The organism is Wenzhouxiangella sediminis (assembly GCF_003410055.1).
GTDB lineage: Bacteria > Pseudomonadota > Gammaproteobacteria > Xanthomonadales > Wenzhouxiangellaceae > Wenzhouxiangella > Wenzhouxiangella sediminis.
Map to the genome: position 1 here is coordinate 129,791 of NZ_QUZK01000052.1, position 17,704 is coordinate 147,494.

General features: G+C 68.1%; 13 protein-coding genes. 4 read left to right on the forward strand and 9 right to left on the reverse strand.

Features of this window, described 5'->3' with window-relative positions; all coding sequences use genetic code 11:
- Nucleotides 1–67: 67 nt before the first annotated feature.
- From DZC52_RS14915 to DZC52_RS14925, 3 genes are read right to left on the reverse strand one after another with little or no spacing between them, the layout of a single operon-like run.
- Nucleotides 68–1,735 (reverse strand): mechanosensitive ion channel family protein, encoded by a 1,668-nt coding sequence (locus tag DZC52_RS14915; protein ID WP_116651944.1) that lies wholly within the window; start codon nucleotides 1,733–1,735, stop codon nucleotides 68–70.
- A 38-nt stretch (nucleotides 1,736–1,773) separates the two neighbouring features.
- Nucleotides 1,774–5,094, reverse strand: a complete 3,321-nt coding sequence (locus DZC52_RS14920) for a UvrD-helicase domain-containing protein (protein WP_116651945.1) — start codon at nucleotides 5,092–5,094, stop codon at nucleotides 1,774–1,776.
- Entirely contained in the window at nucleotides 5,087–7,714 is a 2,628-nt protein-coding gene (locus DZC52_RS14925) for a PD-(D/E)XK nuclease family protein (RefSeq protein ID WP_116651946.1), read from the reverse strand. The genes DZC52_RS14920 and DZC52_RS14925 overlap by 8 nt, the downstream gene beginning before the upstream one ends.
- Nucleotides 7,715–7,961: 247 nt before the next feature.
- Here DZC52_RS14925 and DZC52_RS14930 point away from each other — a divergent pair, with 247 nt between their 5' ends.
- Together DZC52_RS14930 and DZC52_RS14935 are read left to right on the forward strand one after the other, a co-directional pair.
- The gene (locus DZC52_RS14930; protein WP_116651947.1) at nucleotides 7,962–8,627 is read left to right on the forward strand and encodes a hypothetical protein; all 666 of its coding nucleotides are present in this window, start codon (nucleotides 7,962–7,964) and stop codon (nucleotides 8,625–8,627) included.
- Nucleotides 8,599–9,951 carry a phenylacetate--CoA ligase family protein gene (locus DZC52_RS14935; protein WP_116651948.1) on the forward strand — a complete coding sequence of 451 codons (1,353 nt, stop codon included), beginning with the start codon at nucleotides 8,599–8,601 and terminating at the stop codon, nucleotides 9,949–9,951. Before DZC52_RS14930 ends, DZC52_RS14935 begins: the two co-directional genes overlap by 29 nt.
- Before the next feature lie 21 nt (nucleotides 9,952–9,972).
- Here DZC52_RS14935 and DZC52_RS14940 read toward each other — a convergent pair whose 3' ends face one another.
- Nucleotides 9,973–11,616 (reverse strand): choice-of-anchor Q domain-containing protein, encoded by a 1,644-nt coding sequence (locus DZC52_RS14940; RefSeq protein WP_116651949.1) that lies wholly within the window; start codon nucleotides 11,614–11,616, stop codon nucleotides 9,973–9,975.
- 109 nt (nucleotides 11,617–11,725) lie between these two features.
- Between DZC52_RS14940 and DZC52_RS14945 the strand changes: the two genes are divergently transcribed.
- A complete protein-coding gene (locus tag DZC52_RS14945; protein ID WP_116651950.1) occupies nucleotides 11,726–12,133 on the forward strand; it encodes a DUF423 domain-containing protein in 408 nt (135 codons plus the stop codon).
- 6 nt (nucleotides 12,134–12,139) lie between these two features.
- Here the strand turns inward: DZC52_RS14945 and DZC52_RS14950 are convergent, their stop codons facing one another.
- From DZC52_RS14950 to DZC52_RS14960, 3 genes are all read right to left on the reverse strand, one after another.
- Entirely contained in the window at nucleotides 12,140–12,574 is a 435-nt protein-coding gene (locus DZC52_RS14950) for a hypothetical protein (RefSeq protein ID WP_116651951.1), read from the reverse strand.
- Between the two features lie 85 nt (nucleotides 12,575–12,659).
- Entirely contained in the window at nucleotides 12,660–13,553 is an 894-nt protein-coding gene (locus DZC52_RS14955; RefSeq protein ID WP_181918978.1) for a lipid kinase, read from the reverse strand.
- Between the two features lie 30 nt (nucleotides 13,554–13,583).
- Nucleotides 13,584–14,117: a TlpA family protein disulfide reductase gene (locus DZC52_RS14960; RefSeq protein ID WP_181918979.1), complete on the reverse strand. Its 534-nt coding sequence runs from the start codon at nucleotides 14,115–14,117 to the stop codon at nucleotides 13,584–13,586.
- A 179-nt stretch (nucleotides 14,118–14,296) separates the two neighbouring features.
- Between DZC52_RS14960 and DZC52_RS14965 the strand changes: the two genes are divergently transcribed.
- The gene (locus DZC52_RS14965; protein WP_116651954.1) at nucleotides 14,297–14,722 is read left to right on the forward strand and encodes an OsmC family protein; all 426 of its coding nucleotides are present in this window, start codon (nucleotides 14,297–14,299) and stop codon (nucleotides 14,720–14,722) included.
- Here DZC52_RS14965 and DZC52_RS14970 read toward each other — a convergent pair.
- Both DZC52_RS14970 and DZC52_RS14975 read right to left on the reverse strand, forming a co-directional pair.
- Nucleotides 14,715–17,090 carry a serine/threonine-protein kinase gene (locus tag DZC52_RS14970; RefSeq protein ID WP_116651955.1) on the reverse strand — a complete coding sequence of 792 codons (2,376 nt, stop codon included), beginning with the start codon at nucleotides 17,088–17,090 and terminating at the stop codon, nucleotides 14,715–14,717. The genes DZC52_RS14965 and DZC52_RS14970 overlap by 8 nt on opposite strands.
- Entirely contained in the window at nucleotides 17,087–17,671 is a 585-nt protein-coding gene (locus DZC52_RS14975; RefSeq protein WP_116651956.1) for an ECF-type sigma factor, read from the reverse strand. The genes DZC52_RS14970 and DZC52_RS14975 overlap by 4 nt, the downstream gene beginning before the upstream one ends.
- Nucleotides 17,672–17,704 lie beyond the last annotated feature (33 nt).

Below are 17,704 nucleotides of genomic sequence, written 5' to 3' on the forward strand. Positions count from 1 at the left end.
CTTGCCCACAACGCTTGTGCGACGGCTGAGTGTTACCTAATTAGCCGCATGGCCCACTAGTGCGCCACTAGTCCGCTTTCCTGTCCGGGCGGTCCAGCAGGATGCGATCGCTCGGCCACCATTCGGGATGGTAGCGGCGGACCCAGTCGGTCATGCCCTCGCGCAGGTCCATCTGCATCAACCAGGCGTCGGTCGGATTGCCTGCGGTCGCGTAGAAAGTCACCTCCTGGAAATCCTCGTTGACCTCGGAGACGGCGGTCATCAGGAACTCGTCTTCCAGGGCACGCTCATTCTTTGCGACCAGCTTTTCGAAGGCCTTGCGCAGCTTGTCGGGCTCGGCGCTGTGGTCGAGCCGCAGCGTGACGGTGCGCGTCACGCTGGCGTCGACCATCGACCAGTTCTCGAACGGGTAGGAAATGAAGTACTGCACCGGCACGATCAGGCGCCGGCCGTCCCATGTTCGAAGGACCAGGAAGGTGTAGTAGATCGATTCGACGTAGCCCCAGTAGTCCTCGTACTTGACCGCGTCGCCGATCCGGATCGGCTTGGCGATGGCGATCTGCAGGCTCGCCAGGATATTGCCCAGCACGGTCCGGCCGGCAATACCCAGCACGACGGTGATGACGCCGGCCGAGGCCAGCAGCGACATGCCGACGTTGTCGAACAGTCGCAGCTGCACCAGGAACACCATGCCGCTGATCAGGACGGCCGCCAGCAGCACGAAGCGGCGCAGGGCGTAGATCGAGGTGTAGATCTTGCGCCGGTCGCGGTCGCTGCTGTCGTCGATGTCGTCGACGAAGCGCTCGGTGACCTTCTCCAGGGTGGCGTCGATCGTGCGCAGTATCGCAAGCGTCAGGCCGACGATCGTCAGGCCGATCAGCAGCGGTGAGAGCACGGTGTAGAAGAAGCCGGAGAAACTGATGACCCAGCCGGTCAGGAACTGGCCCAGCAGGGCCATCAGGGCGACTGCCAGCGGCAGGCGCATGCGTCCGGCGGCCCGGTTGATCCAGTCGATGGGCACGGCGCGCCCGATCCAGCCGATCGCGCTGTGGGTCAGCCAGCCCAGCAGGACCAGCAGGCCCACGGTGATTGGCAGTGCCAGCCATTCCCAGATGCGGGTGCCTGCGAATGCGGGGCGCTGCAGGGTGTCGGGCAGGCGCTCTTCGAGCCAGCCCGGTCCGTAGCGGTCGTAGAGGGCGTCGATATCGTCCACGGTCTGTGTGGCGAAGACCCAGACCGCTTCACCCTCTGCGGGCTTGATGCGGTTGACGCGGATTTCTGCGGGCGCCGGCTGCAGCTCGAGGAAACTCAGCTCGATGCTGCGCCGGGCCTGCCCGGCCAGGGGCGCCTCGCTGCCCGATCGCTCGAGCAGCGCATCGGAGCGCGACGGCAATTCACCCCAGTCGATGACCATGGTGCGGTTGATGACTTCGGCGAGCTTGCGGGCCAGCTCCGGGCCGCGTTCGCCCTGCTCGTCTTCCGGCAGTTCGTTGAGGTTGAGCAGGTGGGCTGCCGTCTCGTAGTTGCCCTCGTCGGTCAGTACGAGCAGATGACTGACTGTCTGGCGCGGCGTGCTGCGCTCGAGTTCGGCCGGCGCCTCGCCCAGGCCGGCGTTGAGCGACTCGACTTCGAACCATCGTTCGGGCGGCGTGGTCTGGCCGACGACGAAGGTCGCAGCGAGCAGCAGGAGGCACGCGGCCAGCCGCGCTACCGGGATGAGGAAGGAAGTTGGCATGATGCCAACTCTACACCAGCCGCCCCGCCGGCCGCCCGTCAGCCGGCGACCACCAGCCGATCGTGCCGCGGCAGGTATAGGGCGGCCTTGATGTCGGTCTCGCCCATCTGTTCGAACAGCCTCCGGTAGATGTCGAGCTGGACGTTGTAGCGCTCGGCCTCCTCGCCGAGGAATCCTTCCAGGTCGCCGCCGGCGTGATAGCCCGACTTGTAGTCGATAATCCAGCGGGTGCCGTGTTCGTCGACGAAGGTCCGGTCGATGACCGCATTGACGAGTTTGTCGTCGATGATGCCGCTCAGGGGCAGTTCGCAGGCGGCTTCGCGATGTTCGCCGCTGAGGATCCAGCGGCCGGTTTCACTCTCGAGCGTGCGCTCGAAGGCTTCCCGGATGGGTTCGACGGCGGCGTCGAGATCATCGGGGCCGGTACCCATGGCCTTGAGCAGGCCGGGGATGCGTTCGCCCAGCGCGCGGCGCTGCACGTCGTCGAAGCGCTCGATGCCGACTTCGCCGACGCGTTCGAGCAGGCGGTGCAGCACCGTGCCGATGCGCCGCACCTGCACGCCGGCCCAGTTGAACTCGATCTCGACTTCGCGCTCGCGTGGCGGCAGCGCGGGGCGCCATTCCAGCCGCTCGCCCAGCGGCGGCGTCCAGCCGGCGACAACACGCCGCAGGCCCTGGTCCGGTCGCTCGTTGCCTTCGATGGCGCGCTCACCCGCCTCGGGCGCTTCGTCCAGGGCGCGGACGAAGTCTTCGCCGCAGGTCGGCCACAGGTCGGACAGCAGGCTGCCCGAGGCGGGTTGGATTGGCTGCTTTTCGGGGTCGAGCGAGGCCGACAGCACGAGTTGTTCGCGCGCCCTCGTGGCGGCCACGTAGAGCAGGCGCTGGTGCTCGTAGGCTTCGCGTTGCTTCTGCTGGGCGCGGATGAGCTTGATCAGGTCGGTGTTGTCGTCTTCCTCGGCTGATCGCAGCGGCGCGATCAGCACGCGTTCCTGGCCGGACTCGGGCGTGAACGGCAGCCAGTAGAGCAGTTCGCGGCTGTTGCCGCCGGTGCCGCGGTCCAGTCCAGGAAGCACGACCAGGTCCCATTCCAGGCCTTTGGCGCCGTGCATGGTCAGGATCTCGAGCTTGATGTCCTCGTCGGGCGGGTCGCCCTCGGTGAATTGCTCGTCGAGCAGCTCCATGAACGCGTTCCAGTCCTCGAACAGGTCCTGATCCTCGGCCGCCGAGAGCGTGTCCAGGTAGGCGGCGGCGTCGCGGCATTCCGAGTCGGGATCACGCAGGACATGCGGCCCGCCCAGGCGCCGCCAGGCCCCTTCCACCAGGTCTCGCACGGGGCGCTTGCGCCACAGCGCCTGCGCGCGGCCCAGGGTTTCGAGAACGCGCTCGGCTCGCGTGCGAGCCTCCTCGCCCAGGCCTTCGAGGGCGTCGCAGGCCGTCATCGACCGGCCTTCGCCGGCCAGGGCGTGCAAGTCGGCCAGGGTCAGCCCGCTGACCGGCGAGCGCAGCACCGCCAGCACCGCCGCCTTGTCGGCCGGGTTGGCGATGGCCCGCGTGATGGCCAGCAGGTCCTGGACCACCGGCCGGGTCAGCAGGGGGTCGAGTTTGACCGCCCGGTAACCCACGCCGTGGCGCTGCAGCGCCGGCAGGATGTCGGCCAGGTGCGAGCGCGCCCGCACGATGATGGCTGCGGAGAAATCCGGGTCTTGGCGATGTTCGTCGATGGCCCGGGCGACCCGCCGGGCCAACGCGTCGGCTTCCGTCGCGCGGTCGGACCGGGCCAGGATCTCGACGCCGCCGCCGGCCCCGTGGCCGGCCTCCGACGGTGCGTAGCTCACCGCCCCGGCGGAGATGTCCTCGTCGGCGGGAAAGATCGGCCCGAGCCGCTCGTTGACCCAATCGACGATCTCGGCCGCCGAACGGAAATTGCGCGTCAGGCGGCAGGATTCGACGACCTGCGCGCCGATGCCGTGTTCGCGGGTGCGCATGAACAGGCCGACTTCGGCCTCCCGGAAGCGATAGATCGACTGCATCGGATCGCCGACCAGGAACAGGCTGCGTTCCTCGCCCGGCTGCCAGCCGCCGACGAGCTTCTCGAGCAGGTGGTACTGGCCCCAGTTGGTGTCCTGGTACTCGTCGACCAGGATGTGGCGGAGGCGGCGGTCGAGGTAGAGCGCCAGGTCGGTGTAGCCGTTGTATTCATCGCCCAGGCCGCGCAGCGCCGCCGCGCCGATACCGGCGAAGTCGCTCTGCCCGGTTTCGGCGAAGACCAGTTCCAGTTCGGCGGCCGTGGCCTCGAGGACGCGGATCATGGCCGCGAGCACTTCCCATTCCTCGTCGCCGTAGCTCGGGTCGGGCAGGGAGCGGGCGCGGTCGATCCAGGCCGCCAGCGCCTCATCATCGCGCAGGCGATCGAGGAGGGGAACGAGACGTTCCTTGTGCTCGCTCTTGGGCGGAAAGCCCTGGTTCTTGTTGGGGCTGGCCCGCCAGCCGCCGCTGTTGGTCAGCAGGGCGAAGCCCAGTGCGCGCCAGGTCGCCCGGTCGGCCGGGTCGGCGCCGGGCAGGCGGGTGAGGTCGCAGCCGTCGAAGGCCGAGGCCTTGCCGTCGGCGGCCAGGCAGCCGGCGGCCTGGCGCAGGATGTCCAGCAGGTTTTCCGCGTCGATCGTCGCCCGGCCCAGGGCGGCGTCGAGCGCTTCGCGGGCCGAGGCGAGCTGGTCGACGACCACATCGCGCACGACGCGCTCGAAATCCGCCCTGTCGGGATGGCCGCTCATGCCCAGGGCGCGCAGCCATTGCTCGCGCTTGCCCAGCAGGGACACCAGCAGGTCCTCGATGTCCTGGCTTCGGTGGTCGCGCCAGAGCAGCAGGCGCCGGACGTCCTCGGCGAGCTCGTCGCGCCCGTCGGCGCGGGCCAGCACGCGGCGGGCGGCCTCGCGGTAGAGCGCGCGCGTATTCTCCGCCGGGGCGGGCACGGGGCCGAGCTGGCTGGCCACCGGCATCGTGCGCGCCAGGTAGTGATTGAAGCTGTCGATGGTGCGGATCAGCAGGCGCTGCGGATTGTCCAGCAGGCCCCATTCGGCAACCTTGTCGGCGACGGCCCGGGCCTTGGCCAGGGCGGCTTCCTCGTGCGGCCCAGAGGCGGCGTAGTCCGGTTCGAGGAACTGCAGGATGCGTTCGCGCATCTCCGCGGCCGCCTTGCGGGTAAAGGTGATCGCCAGGATTTCCTCCGGCGCTTCCACCGCGGCCAGCAGGCCCAGGTAGCGCTCGACCAGCAGGGTCGTCTTGCCCGATCCGGCCGGCGCCTGGACGATGACCGAACGCTGCGGTTCGACGGCCAGCTGCCGTTGCCTGGAATCACTCATCGTCGGCCTCCGGCAGGATCACGCGCTCGTTGATGCGGCACAGCGCGTGCAGATGACAGTACTTGCAGGTCTGGTTGTCGCGCGGATTCACTTCGGAGCGCCCGGCGCGAAAGTCCGAGGCCAGCAATTCGAGGTGATCGCGCCAGTCGTCGACCAGGGAAGGCCAGGATGCCGCGCCCTTGAACCGGGAATTGCCCTTGATCTCGCCGATGACCGACACACCGGGCATCTCTGCATCGACTTCCGCCAGGCCGTCGAAGCCCATGCTGTCGGGCCTCAGACGCGCGAAGGCGATCGCCGTCGGACGCGGCTCGAGACTGGCGGCGTAGGCGGGCAGCTGGACGTCGGCCAGGCGCGCCTCGATCGCCCAGCTGCTCTTGCCGCTGGCCCCGGTCTTGTAGTCGATCACGACCGAGCCGCCGCCCTCGAGTTCGTCGATCCGGTCGATCTTGCCGGTCAGTTCGAGTCCGGCGAAGTCCATCGCCACGCTCGTCTCGAGCGCGTCGATCGTGAAAGCGCCGCGCTCGCGCTCGATCTTCAGCCACTTGTCCAGGGAACGGTCGAGGCATTGCGCTTCGATGGCCAGCCCCGCCTCGCTCAGCGCCAGCGGGCTGCGCCGGGCGAATTCTTCCAGGGCCGCATTCCGGGCGTCCGCAATGCGTTCTTCCAGCGCGTCTTCGTCCAGGCCCTGAAGCGCCGCCAGGCCGTCCAGTCCATGCCAGAAGTGCTCCAGGGCCTTGTGCACCAGGCTGCCCCGGTCGCGGGCGTCGAGACCGGGCCGCGGCGGCGTGACATCGCCTGCGCCCAGGCGCGTCTCGGCAAAGGCCTTGAAGGGACAATCGGACTGGCGCTGCAGGACCGCGGTGCCGCCGCGGACCTCGCCGCCGGGATGCGCCGGCGCGACCGTGTCCTCGATGACATCGTCCATCGGCGCGGGTTCGAGCGCCGGGGCGTCACCAGCTTCCTCGACGGTCACGTCGCCCAGCAAGGGCGTGAGATGGCGCTGTTCGTCGTCGCTGCCGCGGCTGTAGCTGCCGGTGACAACGGCGCCGGCGCGCATCAGCCCGTCGAGCTCGGCTCGCGCGCGTTCCAGGGCGCCCTCGGCCGTGGCTGCGGGCACGGCCGCCTGCAGGCCGGCGGGAATGAAGGGGTCGCGGCGTGTCGGCGACGGCCAGGTCTGGTGGTCCAGGCCGCTGATGCGGATGGCGTCGAAGCGCGAGCCCAGTGCCTCTTCCACGCCCAGGATCTCGACCGGCGCGCCCGGGTTGCGTTCGCGGAAGGCCGCGGTGCCGGCGCGTTCGGCCAGGCGGCGAACGGCCTCGGCGCGCGGCAGCGGCCGTTCGATCACCAGGTCGAGCGCGCTGAAGTCCTCGAGCAGGTCGTGAAAGCGCTGCAGCACCTGGAACTCGCGGCTGTCCAGGCTCCTTCCCCGGCCGAAACCGACGGCCTTGAGTTCTTCCTGGAAACGCGCGACCCATTGCGAGGGCGTGGCCGCGTCGCGGTGCTCTCGCCGGAGCAGTTCCCACTCGCCGAGCCGACCGGCCAATCCTTTCGCGCCGCTGTCGCCGGCCTGCCAGGCGAGCTGCCCGGCGTGCAGCCACCAGGGGCGGCGCTGAACTACGGTCGCCAGCGCTTCGGCGCGCGCCTGCGTCTCGCCTTCCCAGCCGGCCAGGAAGGGCGAGCGCAACAGCGCGGCGGCCTGCGGCTGGCTGATGCGGTGCGGGTCGATCCTGAGCAGCGACAGGGCGTCGGCGACCAGCGGCCAGCGCGACAGGGCCGGGCCCAGGGAGACATGCCAGGGCTCGTCGCGGTTGCCCTCGAGAGCGAAGCCGGCCGCGTCGAACACCTGCCGGAAGGCGCGCTCGACCTTGCCCAGGCGTTCGCGCAGGCCGGGCACGACGACCGCGATGTTCTGCTCGGAATCCTCTTCCAGCCGGGCGCGGGCCCAGCGCGCGGCGGCGAACAGTTCGTCGTCTTCCTCCGAGTGCGCCGTCACGCTCGCGAGTGCAGCGGTCTCCGGCGGCGCCGATTCGTGCTCGACGCGGGTGCCCGCCGATTCCGCCGCCTCGAGGATGGCGCGCTGCAGGGGCGTCATCGGCAGCTCGAAGCCCGACAGGCGGATGAAGCCGGGCAGCGGGATCTCGCCGTTCTCGATCAGGTCGGGCAGGCGGCCGGCGAAGGTCCACTCGTCGATCAGTTCCCGCTGCTTGCACAGCTCGAGGAAACGCTCGGCCCAGTCGCGAAACTGCGTACTGTCCTGGCTCAACATCGCCTCGGACCAGCGCGAGGGCGGTTCGATGCGGTATTCGTGGACGAGGCGCCAGCTGGCCGCCACCAGCTCGGCCACGCGCGGCTCGCCGATGAACACGTCCCGATCGATCACCGACTGCCACAGCACGAGGGCCTGCGAGGCGCTGATCGGCACGCGCGGCGAATCGGCCACCAGGAACCAGTCGTCGCGCAACTGCCCGATCCAGCTTGAAAACGCCAGCACTTCGGGGGACCGCCAGGTTTGCCTCCCCTCGCCCCTGTGCGCCAACGCCCGACGCTGCTTTTCCGCGCGGGCCAGTCGGGCGGTGGGGGTGAGGATGGTTTCGTTCAGGATCTGCTCGCCATTCATGGCCCCGCATTATGCCGAAGGCGATTCTCAAAAGCCGAGAAGCTTCCCGCTTTTGGGTGCGCATCATGAAATCGGCCGCTCATCGCGAAGTGCATCACGAAAGGAAAAATCGCATGGCATTTCCTGCCCGGTTCCCTCGTAGGGGGTAGGTCGATGCCGTCGGCAGGAAGGGGAGCGATGGCGTCATTCCAGCAGGCGGGAGTCCGTTCCCGCCTTCCAAGTCAGACAAGAACCGAGGGAAAATCAGATGACGCAATATCCTGACGCACTCGTCGGCGCGTTCGAACGTATCGGACTCGACCCCGCCGACTATCCGCTCTACCACGACATGCTCGAGCAACTGTCGACGATGGACGAGATCGACAAGATCGACCATCTCACCTTCATCACTCCCCACACCCACACGGAACGCTTTCTCGACCACTGGCAATCGAAGGGCTTCGACTTGCACGGCGAATGGAACACCGTGCGCTATCCGGCGCGGCACATCGCCTTGATCCGTGGTGGGCGCGAGGGGCACCCCTGGGAAGACATGGTGGGGCTGTCCGTCTCGGATGAACATCGCTCGCCCATCGAGCGCTCTCTCGAAAACGTCGATCTCGACGATCGCGCCGTGACGCACACGCTGCAGCACGTCGCGCTGCACGTGAACAAGGACGCCGACATGGAAGCCGTTCGCCACAAGCTCGCCCGGCTCGAGGTGCCCTGGATGACCGAGGTGCTGTCCTACCGGGATCCCAACGGCGCGGTTCTCAGGCAGATGTTCACGCGCCCCACCGATCAGGGTTTCTTCGTCGAGTTCGCCCAGCGCAAGCCCAGCGCCGACGGCAAGCCTTACGGCGGCTTCGACCCGGACATCATCGACGATCTCTACGAGGCGCTCGATGATGCGCTTCCGGGCGGCCAGGCCTGAGATGGGTCAGCTGGTTCCGCGCGTTCTGGACGCGGCCGAGCGGCTCGACCGCGATGCCCTGCGGGCTCTCCAGGGCGAGCGCCTGGCCCAGACCGTGCAGCGGGCTCACAGGAGCCCGCTGTATCGGAAAGACTTGAGCGAATGGTTGGGGTTCGCGCCCTCCGAGGATGTCGCCGCGTATCGGCCCCTCGGCCTGGATGACCTCGACCGCTTGCCGATCACCACCAAAGCCGATCTGCGCGCCGCAAGCAATATCGAGGATGTCCTGGCCGTGCCGCTCGAGAATGTGCGTCGCTGGCACACGTCCTCGGGAACGACCGGGCGTCGAACGCCGATGGGCTACAGCGAGGCGGACATGGTCAACTGGGGGCGTCTTATCCAGCGTAATCTCGCCGCCACCGGCATCATGGCCGGCAGCCGGGTTCACAACGCTTACGGCTATGGGCTTTTCACCGGCGGGCTGGGTTTCGAGACCGGATTGGGGCCGATGGGCGCAACGGTTCTGCCCGCATCATCGGTGCCGGATGTGGAACAGCATCTTGAACTGATGCACCAGCATCGGGCGCAGGCTCTGCTTTCAACGCCGGGCCTGGCACTGGCCCTGGCCGAGGCGGTCGAGCGCAATCCGGCATTGCGCCCTCCCGAGTTGCAGGCCGGCATTTTTGGTGGGGATGGCTGGAGTCCCGCGCTTCGCCGTCATATCGAGGTTGTTCTCGGCATTCGGGCGCACGATACCTATGGACTCAGCGAAGTGCTCGGTCCCGGTGTTGCCCATGCCTGCGATCAGGGCGAGGGACTTCATCTGTACGAGGATGCGTTCCTGCCGGAGGTGCTCGACCCTGTCGATGGCGTGCCGCTCACCCCCGGTACGGACGGAGAACTGGTGCTGACGACCCTGCTCAACGAAGCGTCCCCGCGTCTGCGATACCGCACAGGCGACCGGGTTCGGATCGAAAGGGAGCGATGTCCCTGCGGACGGACTGCTGCGCGGCTGATCAATGTGGTTCGGGCCGATGACGTGCGCCTCTACGCCGGGCGTGCCCTGGCGCCCAACGACATTGAAGCGGCGCTGCTCCGGATGGATGCGGTCGCTCCCACTTTTCGTGTCGTGGCGCCGGGTCGCGAGCTCGACGTCCTGCGGCTGGAAGTCGAGCCGAAGGCATCGCCTCCGCAGGACTTCGAGCGGTCGGTTCGGCGCGGCATGGAAAGCGTGCTGGATGTGCCCGTCGAGATTCGGGTCCTTGCATCGGGCAGCCTCGAACGCAGCAGAGGCAAGCGCCTTCGCCTGGTCGATGAGCCCTGGCGGGCCGGCGGTTCAGCCTGAGCGGTGCCCTGGCTTTCCGGTTCAGGGTTCCTCGAAACGATCCCGGAATATCTCGACCGCCGACAACTCGAAAGCGCCGATGTCGCATACCGCCGTACCGTCGTCGTCGCCGTCGAAGGGGCGGGCGACGTTGCGCTGGTCCGATTCGCGACAAATCTCCGTCACGGCGCCCGATGCGTCGGGGTTGCCGGCGTCGATGGCCGGGCTGCCCATCTGCAGTCCCATGGTGCGCGACCGGCCGCCGTTGTCGGCCAGCGGCGCGAGGGCGGGATCGACCGCGGTCCCGCCGCCGGCCACATCACCGATGATGTCGCCGCTGCCCGGCGAGTAGCCGGGGCAGCCGGCGTTGGATCCGAGGAGGTTATGGCCGTAGGAGCCGGTCGAGCCGCGGCAATCCGGAGCGCCGCCTTCCGATGCGGTGTTGGCGGCCAGGATGGAGTTGGCCATGTTCACCACGGCGCCGCCGCCCTCGACATAGAGGCCGCCCCCTTCGGCGTCGGGGCCCGCGCTCACCGAGTTATCCGCCACCGTCGAGTTATTCATCAAGAGACCGGCCTCGTTGACGGCAATGCCGCCGCCGGCTGCGGAAGCCGAAACGCCGCCGCCCACGGAATTGCCGCTGACGGTGATGTTGAGCACGGTCAGGCCGCCGGGTGCGCCGATGTAGATGCCGCCGCCCGCGGAGATGCCGCCGGGTGCGATTGCGGTGTTGCCGGTGATTTCGGAGCGTTCGATCCCGGCCTGAAAGAAGAGACTGGGCAAGTCCTGGGCGAATAGCCCGCCGCCGATGGCCTCGCCGCCTTCGGCTTCATTGCCGCGGATGATCGTGTCCTGAACCAGCACCGGACCGCCACCGGGCGTGGCCAGGACGCCGCCGCCGCGGGCGGCGCCGGTCACGCTTTCCGCGCGGTTGCCCTCGAGGACGACCTGCCGCAGCAGCAGGTTGTTGTTGGCGGCCAGTCCGCCGCCCGCTGCGATCAGGCCGCCCGAGGCGCTGGCGAGGTTGCCGCTGATGCGACTGGCCGTGATGGCCGCGGGGCCCTCGGTCAGGACACCGCCGCCCAGCGCCGAGGTCGCGGCGCCCAGCGCGGTGTTGTTCTCGATGACGCAGTCTTCGATGAGCAGGGAGGTCGAAGCGCCCAGCGAGAGGATGCCGCCGCCGGGCGCTTCCACCGAGCCGTTGCGTAGCGTGATGCCCGCGAGCCGCAGGCTCATGGTCGTGAGAGCAGCCTCGTCGTCGCGCACTTCGATCACCCGGTCGATGCCGTCGGCATCGATGATCGTGCGGTCCGGGCCGTTGCCCTCGATCATCAGCAGGTCGGAGATGTCCAGGTCGCCCGTCGCGGCCTCGTTTTCGCCGGCTCCGGCGATTGAAAGGACGATCGGGTTGCCGTCGAGGGCGGGGCTGAAGGTGATCGTGTCGGAGATGCTGTCCGCCGGTCCGGTACCCGCCCGGCAGTCGCTGGAGCCCGACTGGTCGCCGGCATTCGCGTTGATGATCGCTTCGCGAAGGCTGCAGTGGCCGTCTTCGGCGGCCACGTCCAGGGAAGTGTCGACCGTGAGGGTGTCCGCAGTCGCCTGTGCCGCCGCAAGCGCAAGGCACAGGGCGGTCGAAACTGCGATTGCTCGGGCCGTGCTTGGCCCTTGCCCGATACCGTGGACCATGATGATCCCTCCGATCGTCTTTTCAGCTGAACACACTGATCCCAACGATTGCAAATCGAGAACCGTGCCGGCGGCATAATGACGCGCCCGGACGACAGGAGACTCGAGCATGCACGTATCCCTTTTCACAGGCGCGATTCTCGGCTTGCTGGCGGTCGTGGCGGGCGCCGCGACCGGCCACGGCCCGGTCGCCGGACTCGACGAGGAAAGCATGCGTTCGCTGATGACCGCGGTGCGCTACCACGAGTTCGGGGCCGTCATGATCGTCGCGACCGGCTTGGCCGCGGCCCTGGCCGATTCCGGGCGGGCGGCGTTTCGCCTGGGCCTGTCTTCATGGCTGTTCGTGGCCGGCACGCTGCTGTTCAGCTTCAGCATCTACGCGCGCCTGTTGCTCGGACTCGATTGGCTGAGTCCGGTCACGCCCCTGGGCGGGATGTGTCACATGGTCGGCTGGATCGCGCTTGGCTGGGCGGCCCTGTCAGGCATGACACGCGGGTCGAGTCCGCCGGAAGGGTGATGCGGATCAGTTCTCTTTGAGCGACGCCATCATCCGGCGGCCGGCGGTGTCGGCCGCCTCGATTTCGGAATCGTCGACGCTCGCTTCCCGGAGTAACTCGAGCCGGTCGATCAGTTCGGCCTCGCGGTCGGCGAGTGCGCGCTGGAGATGGGCGTGGCGTTCGTGATCGAGCCACTCGCGAAACCGGTCGGCCAGGCGGGCGAGGTCTTCGCGGTCGACATTGACGTCGTGGGGCAGGAGATCCTGGGCGCGAATGCGTTTCTCCAGTTCCTCGGACAGGGAAGCCAGTTCCTCGCGCCGGGCCTGGAGACGGTCCTTCAGGTCACCGTCATCGAGTAGGGCGTCGCAGGCGTGGCCGTAGCGTTGCGCCAGCGCGCAGGCGTGGGTGTGCGCCTCGATCAGCGCGGCCTGTTCGTCGGTGTAGACGGTCTGTTCGTTCATGGGCTCTGCTGGCCGTCGGGCCGGGCGATGGTCGCTGTCCGCAGTCTACCCGCCCCGCGGAGTGTTCGCACAGGGTCGTGCCGTCTCAGGCCGGGATCCGGTCGCTGGCGGGCAGGGCCGGAGCATAGACCGAAAGGCAGGACGGAAGAACCCGGCATTCCAGGGGCGTTTCGGTCAGGAACTCGCCGTCGGCCGTGACGTCCATCGTCTCGCTGGTCTCGATGCTCAATTCCTTGCAGCGCCAATGCGTCAGCGCATCGGCGGCACGGGTCAGGCCGGTCTTGAAGCGAAGGGCGTTGCCCAGCAGGCTCCAGTGGCTTTGCTTCGGCACGAGCAGCACGTCTAGGCGGCCATCGTCGAGCTTGGCGTCGTCGGCGATGGTCATGCCGCCGCCGTAGTGGATGCCGTTGGCGATGGTGATCTGCACGTACTCGCCTTCCCGGGTCCTGTCTTCGCTCTCGATTCGCGCCCGGAAAACCGGCTGGTGCTCCATCGCCTGGACGATGCCCTTGAGGTAGGCGAGGACGCCGAGCTTCGACTTGGATTCGGCATCCATCTCGCGCGTCATCTGCGGGCCCAGGCCGACGCCGATGGCGTTGATGAAGCTCACGTCGTTGACGCGCGCGGCGTCCAGGCGACGCAGGTGACCGGCAAGGATGACTTCCACGGCGCGGTCGAGCCGCTGCGGGATGTCCAGCGAGCGGGCCAGGTCGTTGGCCGTGCCGAGCGGCAGCAGGCCGAAGGGCTTTTCGGCTTCGATCAGGGCATCGAGCGCCAGATTGACCGTGCCGTCGCCGCCGCCCAGCACGATGCGGTCGAAGTCCCCGGCGTGCTTGCGGACGGCCTCGGGCAAGTCTCCGGGCCGGTCCGGGCGCACGATCTCGACGTCGCCCTGCTCACCGAGTCGTCGGGCGGCCTCTTGAATGTTGCCGTCGCCGGATCGGCTGCCGGGGTTGGTGACGAGCAGGGTGCTGGTCACGACGTGAACCCGGCAACCGGGTGCAGGCAGTCAGCCCTCGCGCCGATCCTTCGCTTGCTCGACGAGCAGGCCGTTGAGCTCCTCGATGATCTGGTCGAGCTTCGACTCGCCGTAGCCCTGGTGCACATATCGGATCTCGCCGTGGTGGTCGATCATCATCATCAGGGGGATCGATTCGATGTCGTACCGATCGACGATGATGTCGCGTCGGTCCTCAGTATAGAGCAGGTTCGGATCGTCCAGCCGCCGCAGCATCCGGCGCACGCGAACCGGGTTGCGCTCGTGCACGTTGACGGCGATCACGCGCAGGTCGGAATCCGGCACCTGTCCGGCCAGTTGCTCCATCACGTCGATCTCGGTCAGGCAGGGGCCGCACCAGCTCGCCCAGAAGGTCACGACCCGAACGCGGTCGGGAAAGTCGTCCAGGGTGACGTTCGTGCCGGATTGGTCCCGGCCGAGCATTTCGGGGGGTTCCCCTCCCGGCTGGAACGGCATTTCGGCGTGTGCGGCGCTCAAGAGGAACAGCGCGACGGCAAACGGCAATACGAACTGAAAACGAGACATGCCCCGATACCTCCTGTGATGCTTGTTGCGAACCACGTCCAGCGGCATCCCCCTCGATGCCGGCCAACCCGATTTATCCTAACTAAACCGGGCACGCGATGCGATTCCGCGCTTCGTGACAAAGGGGAAACGGCTGGCCCGTACAATGGAGACTCATTCAAGTAACGAGGAGTCGAAACATGACCGTACGGAAGGCCAATGCACGCTGGCAGGGCGATCTCAAGTCCGGCAAGGGTCACATGGCGTTCGGGAGTGGTGCCTGGGAAGGGCAGTACTCGTTCAGTTCGCGTTTCGAGTCCGGCACCGGCAGCAACCCGGAAGAGTTGATCGCCGCCGCGCACGCCGGCTGCTTCTCGATGGCGCTTTCCAATATCCTGGCCGAGGCCGGTCACACGCCCGATTCGGTCGAAACCGAGGCGAAGGTGCACCTGGAGATGGGCGACGACGGCCCCTCAATTCCGCGCATCGAGCTGGTGACCGAGGCCGTCGTGCCGGGCATCGGCCAAGACGAGTTCCACCAGCACGCCGAAGCAGCGAAGAAGGGCTGTCCGGTCTCGAAGGTGCTCGCCGGCGCCGAAATCTCCCTCAGCGCCACGCTCAAGTAGCGGGCGCGCTGCCGCCGGGGTCGGCCAACTCGGCGATCAACTCGTCGATGGCCTCGATCCAGGCCGGGTCGACACCGGCGGCGCCGGCATAGATGGTCCGCGCGGCGCGGGCGTGCTGCATGGCTTCATCGGCCCGTCCCGACCCTTGCAGGACGATCGCAAGCGCCTCGTGGGCCTTGCCGATCCTCGGGTGGCCTGCTGCGTAACCGTTCTCGGCGACCTGCAGGGCCAGCCGGGCGTTCTCCTCTGCCGCTTCGAGCTGGCCGTCCAGCGTCTGCAAGCGTGCCAGGTTGAAAAGCGCGGTGGCCGTCTGGGGGTGCGACTCACCCAGCGTTTCGCGACGGATGGCAACGGAGCGTTCCATTGCCGCCAGTGCTTCCTCGAGCCGGTCCATGCTGTAGTAGAGCAGCGCCAGGTTGTTGAGGACGATGGCGAAACTGGGGTGCATTTCCCCGGTGGCCTCGCGCTGGATGTCGAGCGTGACTTCGAACGCGGCCAACGCTTCCTCGCTGCGACCCAGCCCGTCGCGGGCGGTGGCCAGCGTCGACCAGATCGCCGCCCGGGTCTCCGGGCTGACGCCTTCGACCGGTTCGCTCAGCGACAGCGCCTGGTCGGCGAGCGTTTCGCTGTGCACGTTGTCGCCGGCGTCGATCAGCATGGCCGCCCAGTTGGCCAGGACGTTGACGCGCAGTATGTCGGCGCGCTCTCCGGATTCTCCTTCCAGCAGTGCGCGGGCGTGCTCGAAGTGCTCGGCGCCGCGATCGAAATCGCTTTCCCACCAGGCCACAATGGCCAGGCCGTCGTGCACCTCGGCCCGGTCCACGTCGTCGCCCACGCGTTCACGCAAGGTCAGCGCGCGCTCGAGCTGCTCGCGGGCCGGTTCCACTTCGCCCAGGTTCTGCAGTGCATAGCCGATGGCGTAGCGCATGTCCGCTTCCAGTGCGGGCTGGTCGGCGAAACGATTGCCGATATCGGCCACGGCCAGCTTCAACGCACCCGCCAACGATGGCGAGTCGGCGTTCTCGAACGGATCGGCGCGCTGGATCATCTCGGTGAGGAACTGCGTTGCCGCCTCGGCGCGTTCGGCTTCACTGCGCGCCCGGTCGCGCTGGAGTTCGACGACCACCAGCGCACCGGAGAGCAGTACGAAGACCGCGGCGGCCGCTGCAACCCCCAATCGGTGGCGCGACACGAACCGGCCTGCGCGGTAGAGCTTGGAGGCGCCGCGTGCGCGAACCGCCTTGCCCGAGAGATGGCGCTCGATATCCTCGGCCAGCGCCCCGGCCGACGGGTACCGATCGCCGGCTTCCAGGCGCATGGCCGTCATGATGATGCGGTCGATATCGCCACGTAGCTGTCGCTTCAGACGACCGGCTGGTCGCAGGCCTTCGGGCGGCGGGGACTTGCGGCGTGCGATCAGGGTGCTCGGGTCGAGCGGGATCGTGCTGCACACCGTGCGTTCCATCTCCGCAGGCGAAAGCCCGGCCACCTGGTGCGGTCGCGTGCCGGTGACCAGCTCGTAGAGCAGCACGCCGAGCGAGTACACATCGCTGCTCGTCGAGACGGACTCGCCGCGCAGGTGTTCCGGGCTGGCGTACTCGGGCGTCAGCATCTGCGCCCCGGCGCGAGTGCGGGGCAGGTCGAGCGGCTCGAGTCCGGCGTGTTCGAGAATCTTGGCAATGCCGAAATCGATCAGCCTCGGCTGTCCGGCCTCGTCGATCAGGACGTTGCCGGCCTTGATGTCGCGGTGAACGATGCCGCGCCGATGCGCGACTTCGAGCGCATCGCAGACGGACTGAATCAACTGCAGCCGACCGGGAAGACTGACGCCATGGCGCTCGCAGTAGCGGTTGATCGGTTCGCCCCGCACATATTCCATCACCACGAAGGGCGTGCCGTCCTCTGTCTCGCCGCCGTCGATGACGCGTGCGATGCCTGGATGGTCCAGTGCCGCCAGTATGCGGCGTTCGGCGGCGAAGCGGCCGGCGGCGTCGCGGTCGAGGTGGGCGGCGTCGAACAGCTTGACAGCCGCAACCTGGTCATAGGCGCCGTCGGCGCGCTGCGACCGGTAGACGCGGCTCATGCCGCCGATGGCGATTTCCTCGTCCAGCCGCCAGGGGCCGAGACGTTCGCCCCGGCGGTCGGGCCCGATCGTGACGACCGGCCCCTCTTCCAGAAAGTTCACGCTTTCGCGCTCGGCGGCCAGCAGTTCGACAACGCGGGACCGTACGTCGGGACGATCGGGGCAGCGGCGGGACAGCCAGCGCTCGCGCTCGCCTTCGGGCTGGGCGAGACAGTCGGGCAGGAGACGCAGCGCGGCAGCCTCGGGGTCGGCCGGCAGCGGGTTGTTCTCCGGCGTGTCGTTCACGCGCCGGACTCCGGCTCGGCCCGCGCGCCCAGTTCGAGGTAGAGCCAGGACCGCGCCGCGCGCCAGCAGCGGTTGATCGTCGCGGTGGACACATCCATGACCTGGGCGATCTCGTCGGTCGTCAGCCCGCCAAAGTATCTCAGTTCGACCACGCGAGCCTGACGCTCGTCCAGAGCTTCGAGGCGTTCAAGGGCCTGGTCGAGTGCCATCAAGTCGACGCTCTGGTCCGCCTGGCCGGCGGCCTGCAGCAGCAGCGTGGGTGTATCGGGCATCTGCCGCTTGGAGGCGCGTTGCCGCCGGCCGTTGTCGATGATGATCTGGCGCATGGCGCGCGCCGCCACGGCGATGAAGTGAACGCGGTCCTGCCAGGGCACGGCCTCGCCCTGCACGATCTTGAGCCAGGCTTCGTGGACCAGGGCGGTGGGTTGCAGGGTGTGATCGGGGCGCTCGCCGGACAGCCGGATCTGTGCGATCTGTCGCAGCTGGGCGTAGACCCGGTTCATCAACTCGTCGCCGGCCGTGCGGTCGCCCTGCGACCAGCGCTTGAGAACCTGCGTGATGTCACCGGCTTGTGCGGCCACGATTTCCAGGCCTGCGGCCTGCCCCTCGAGTGG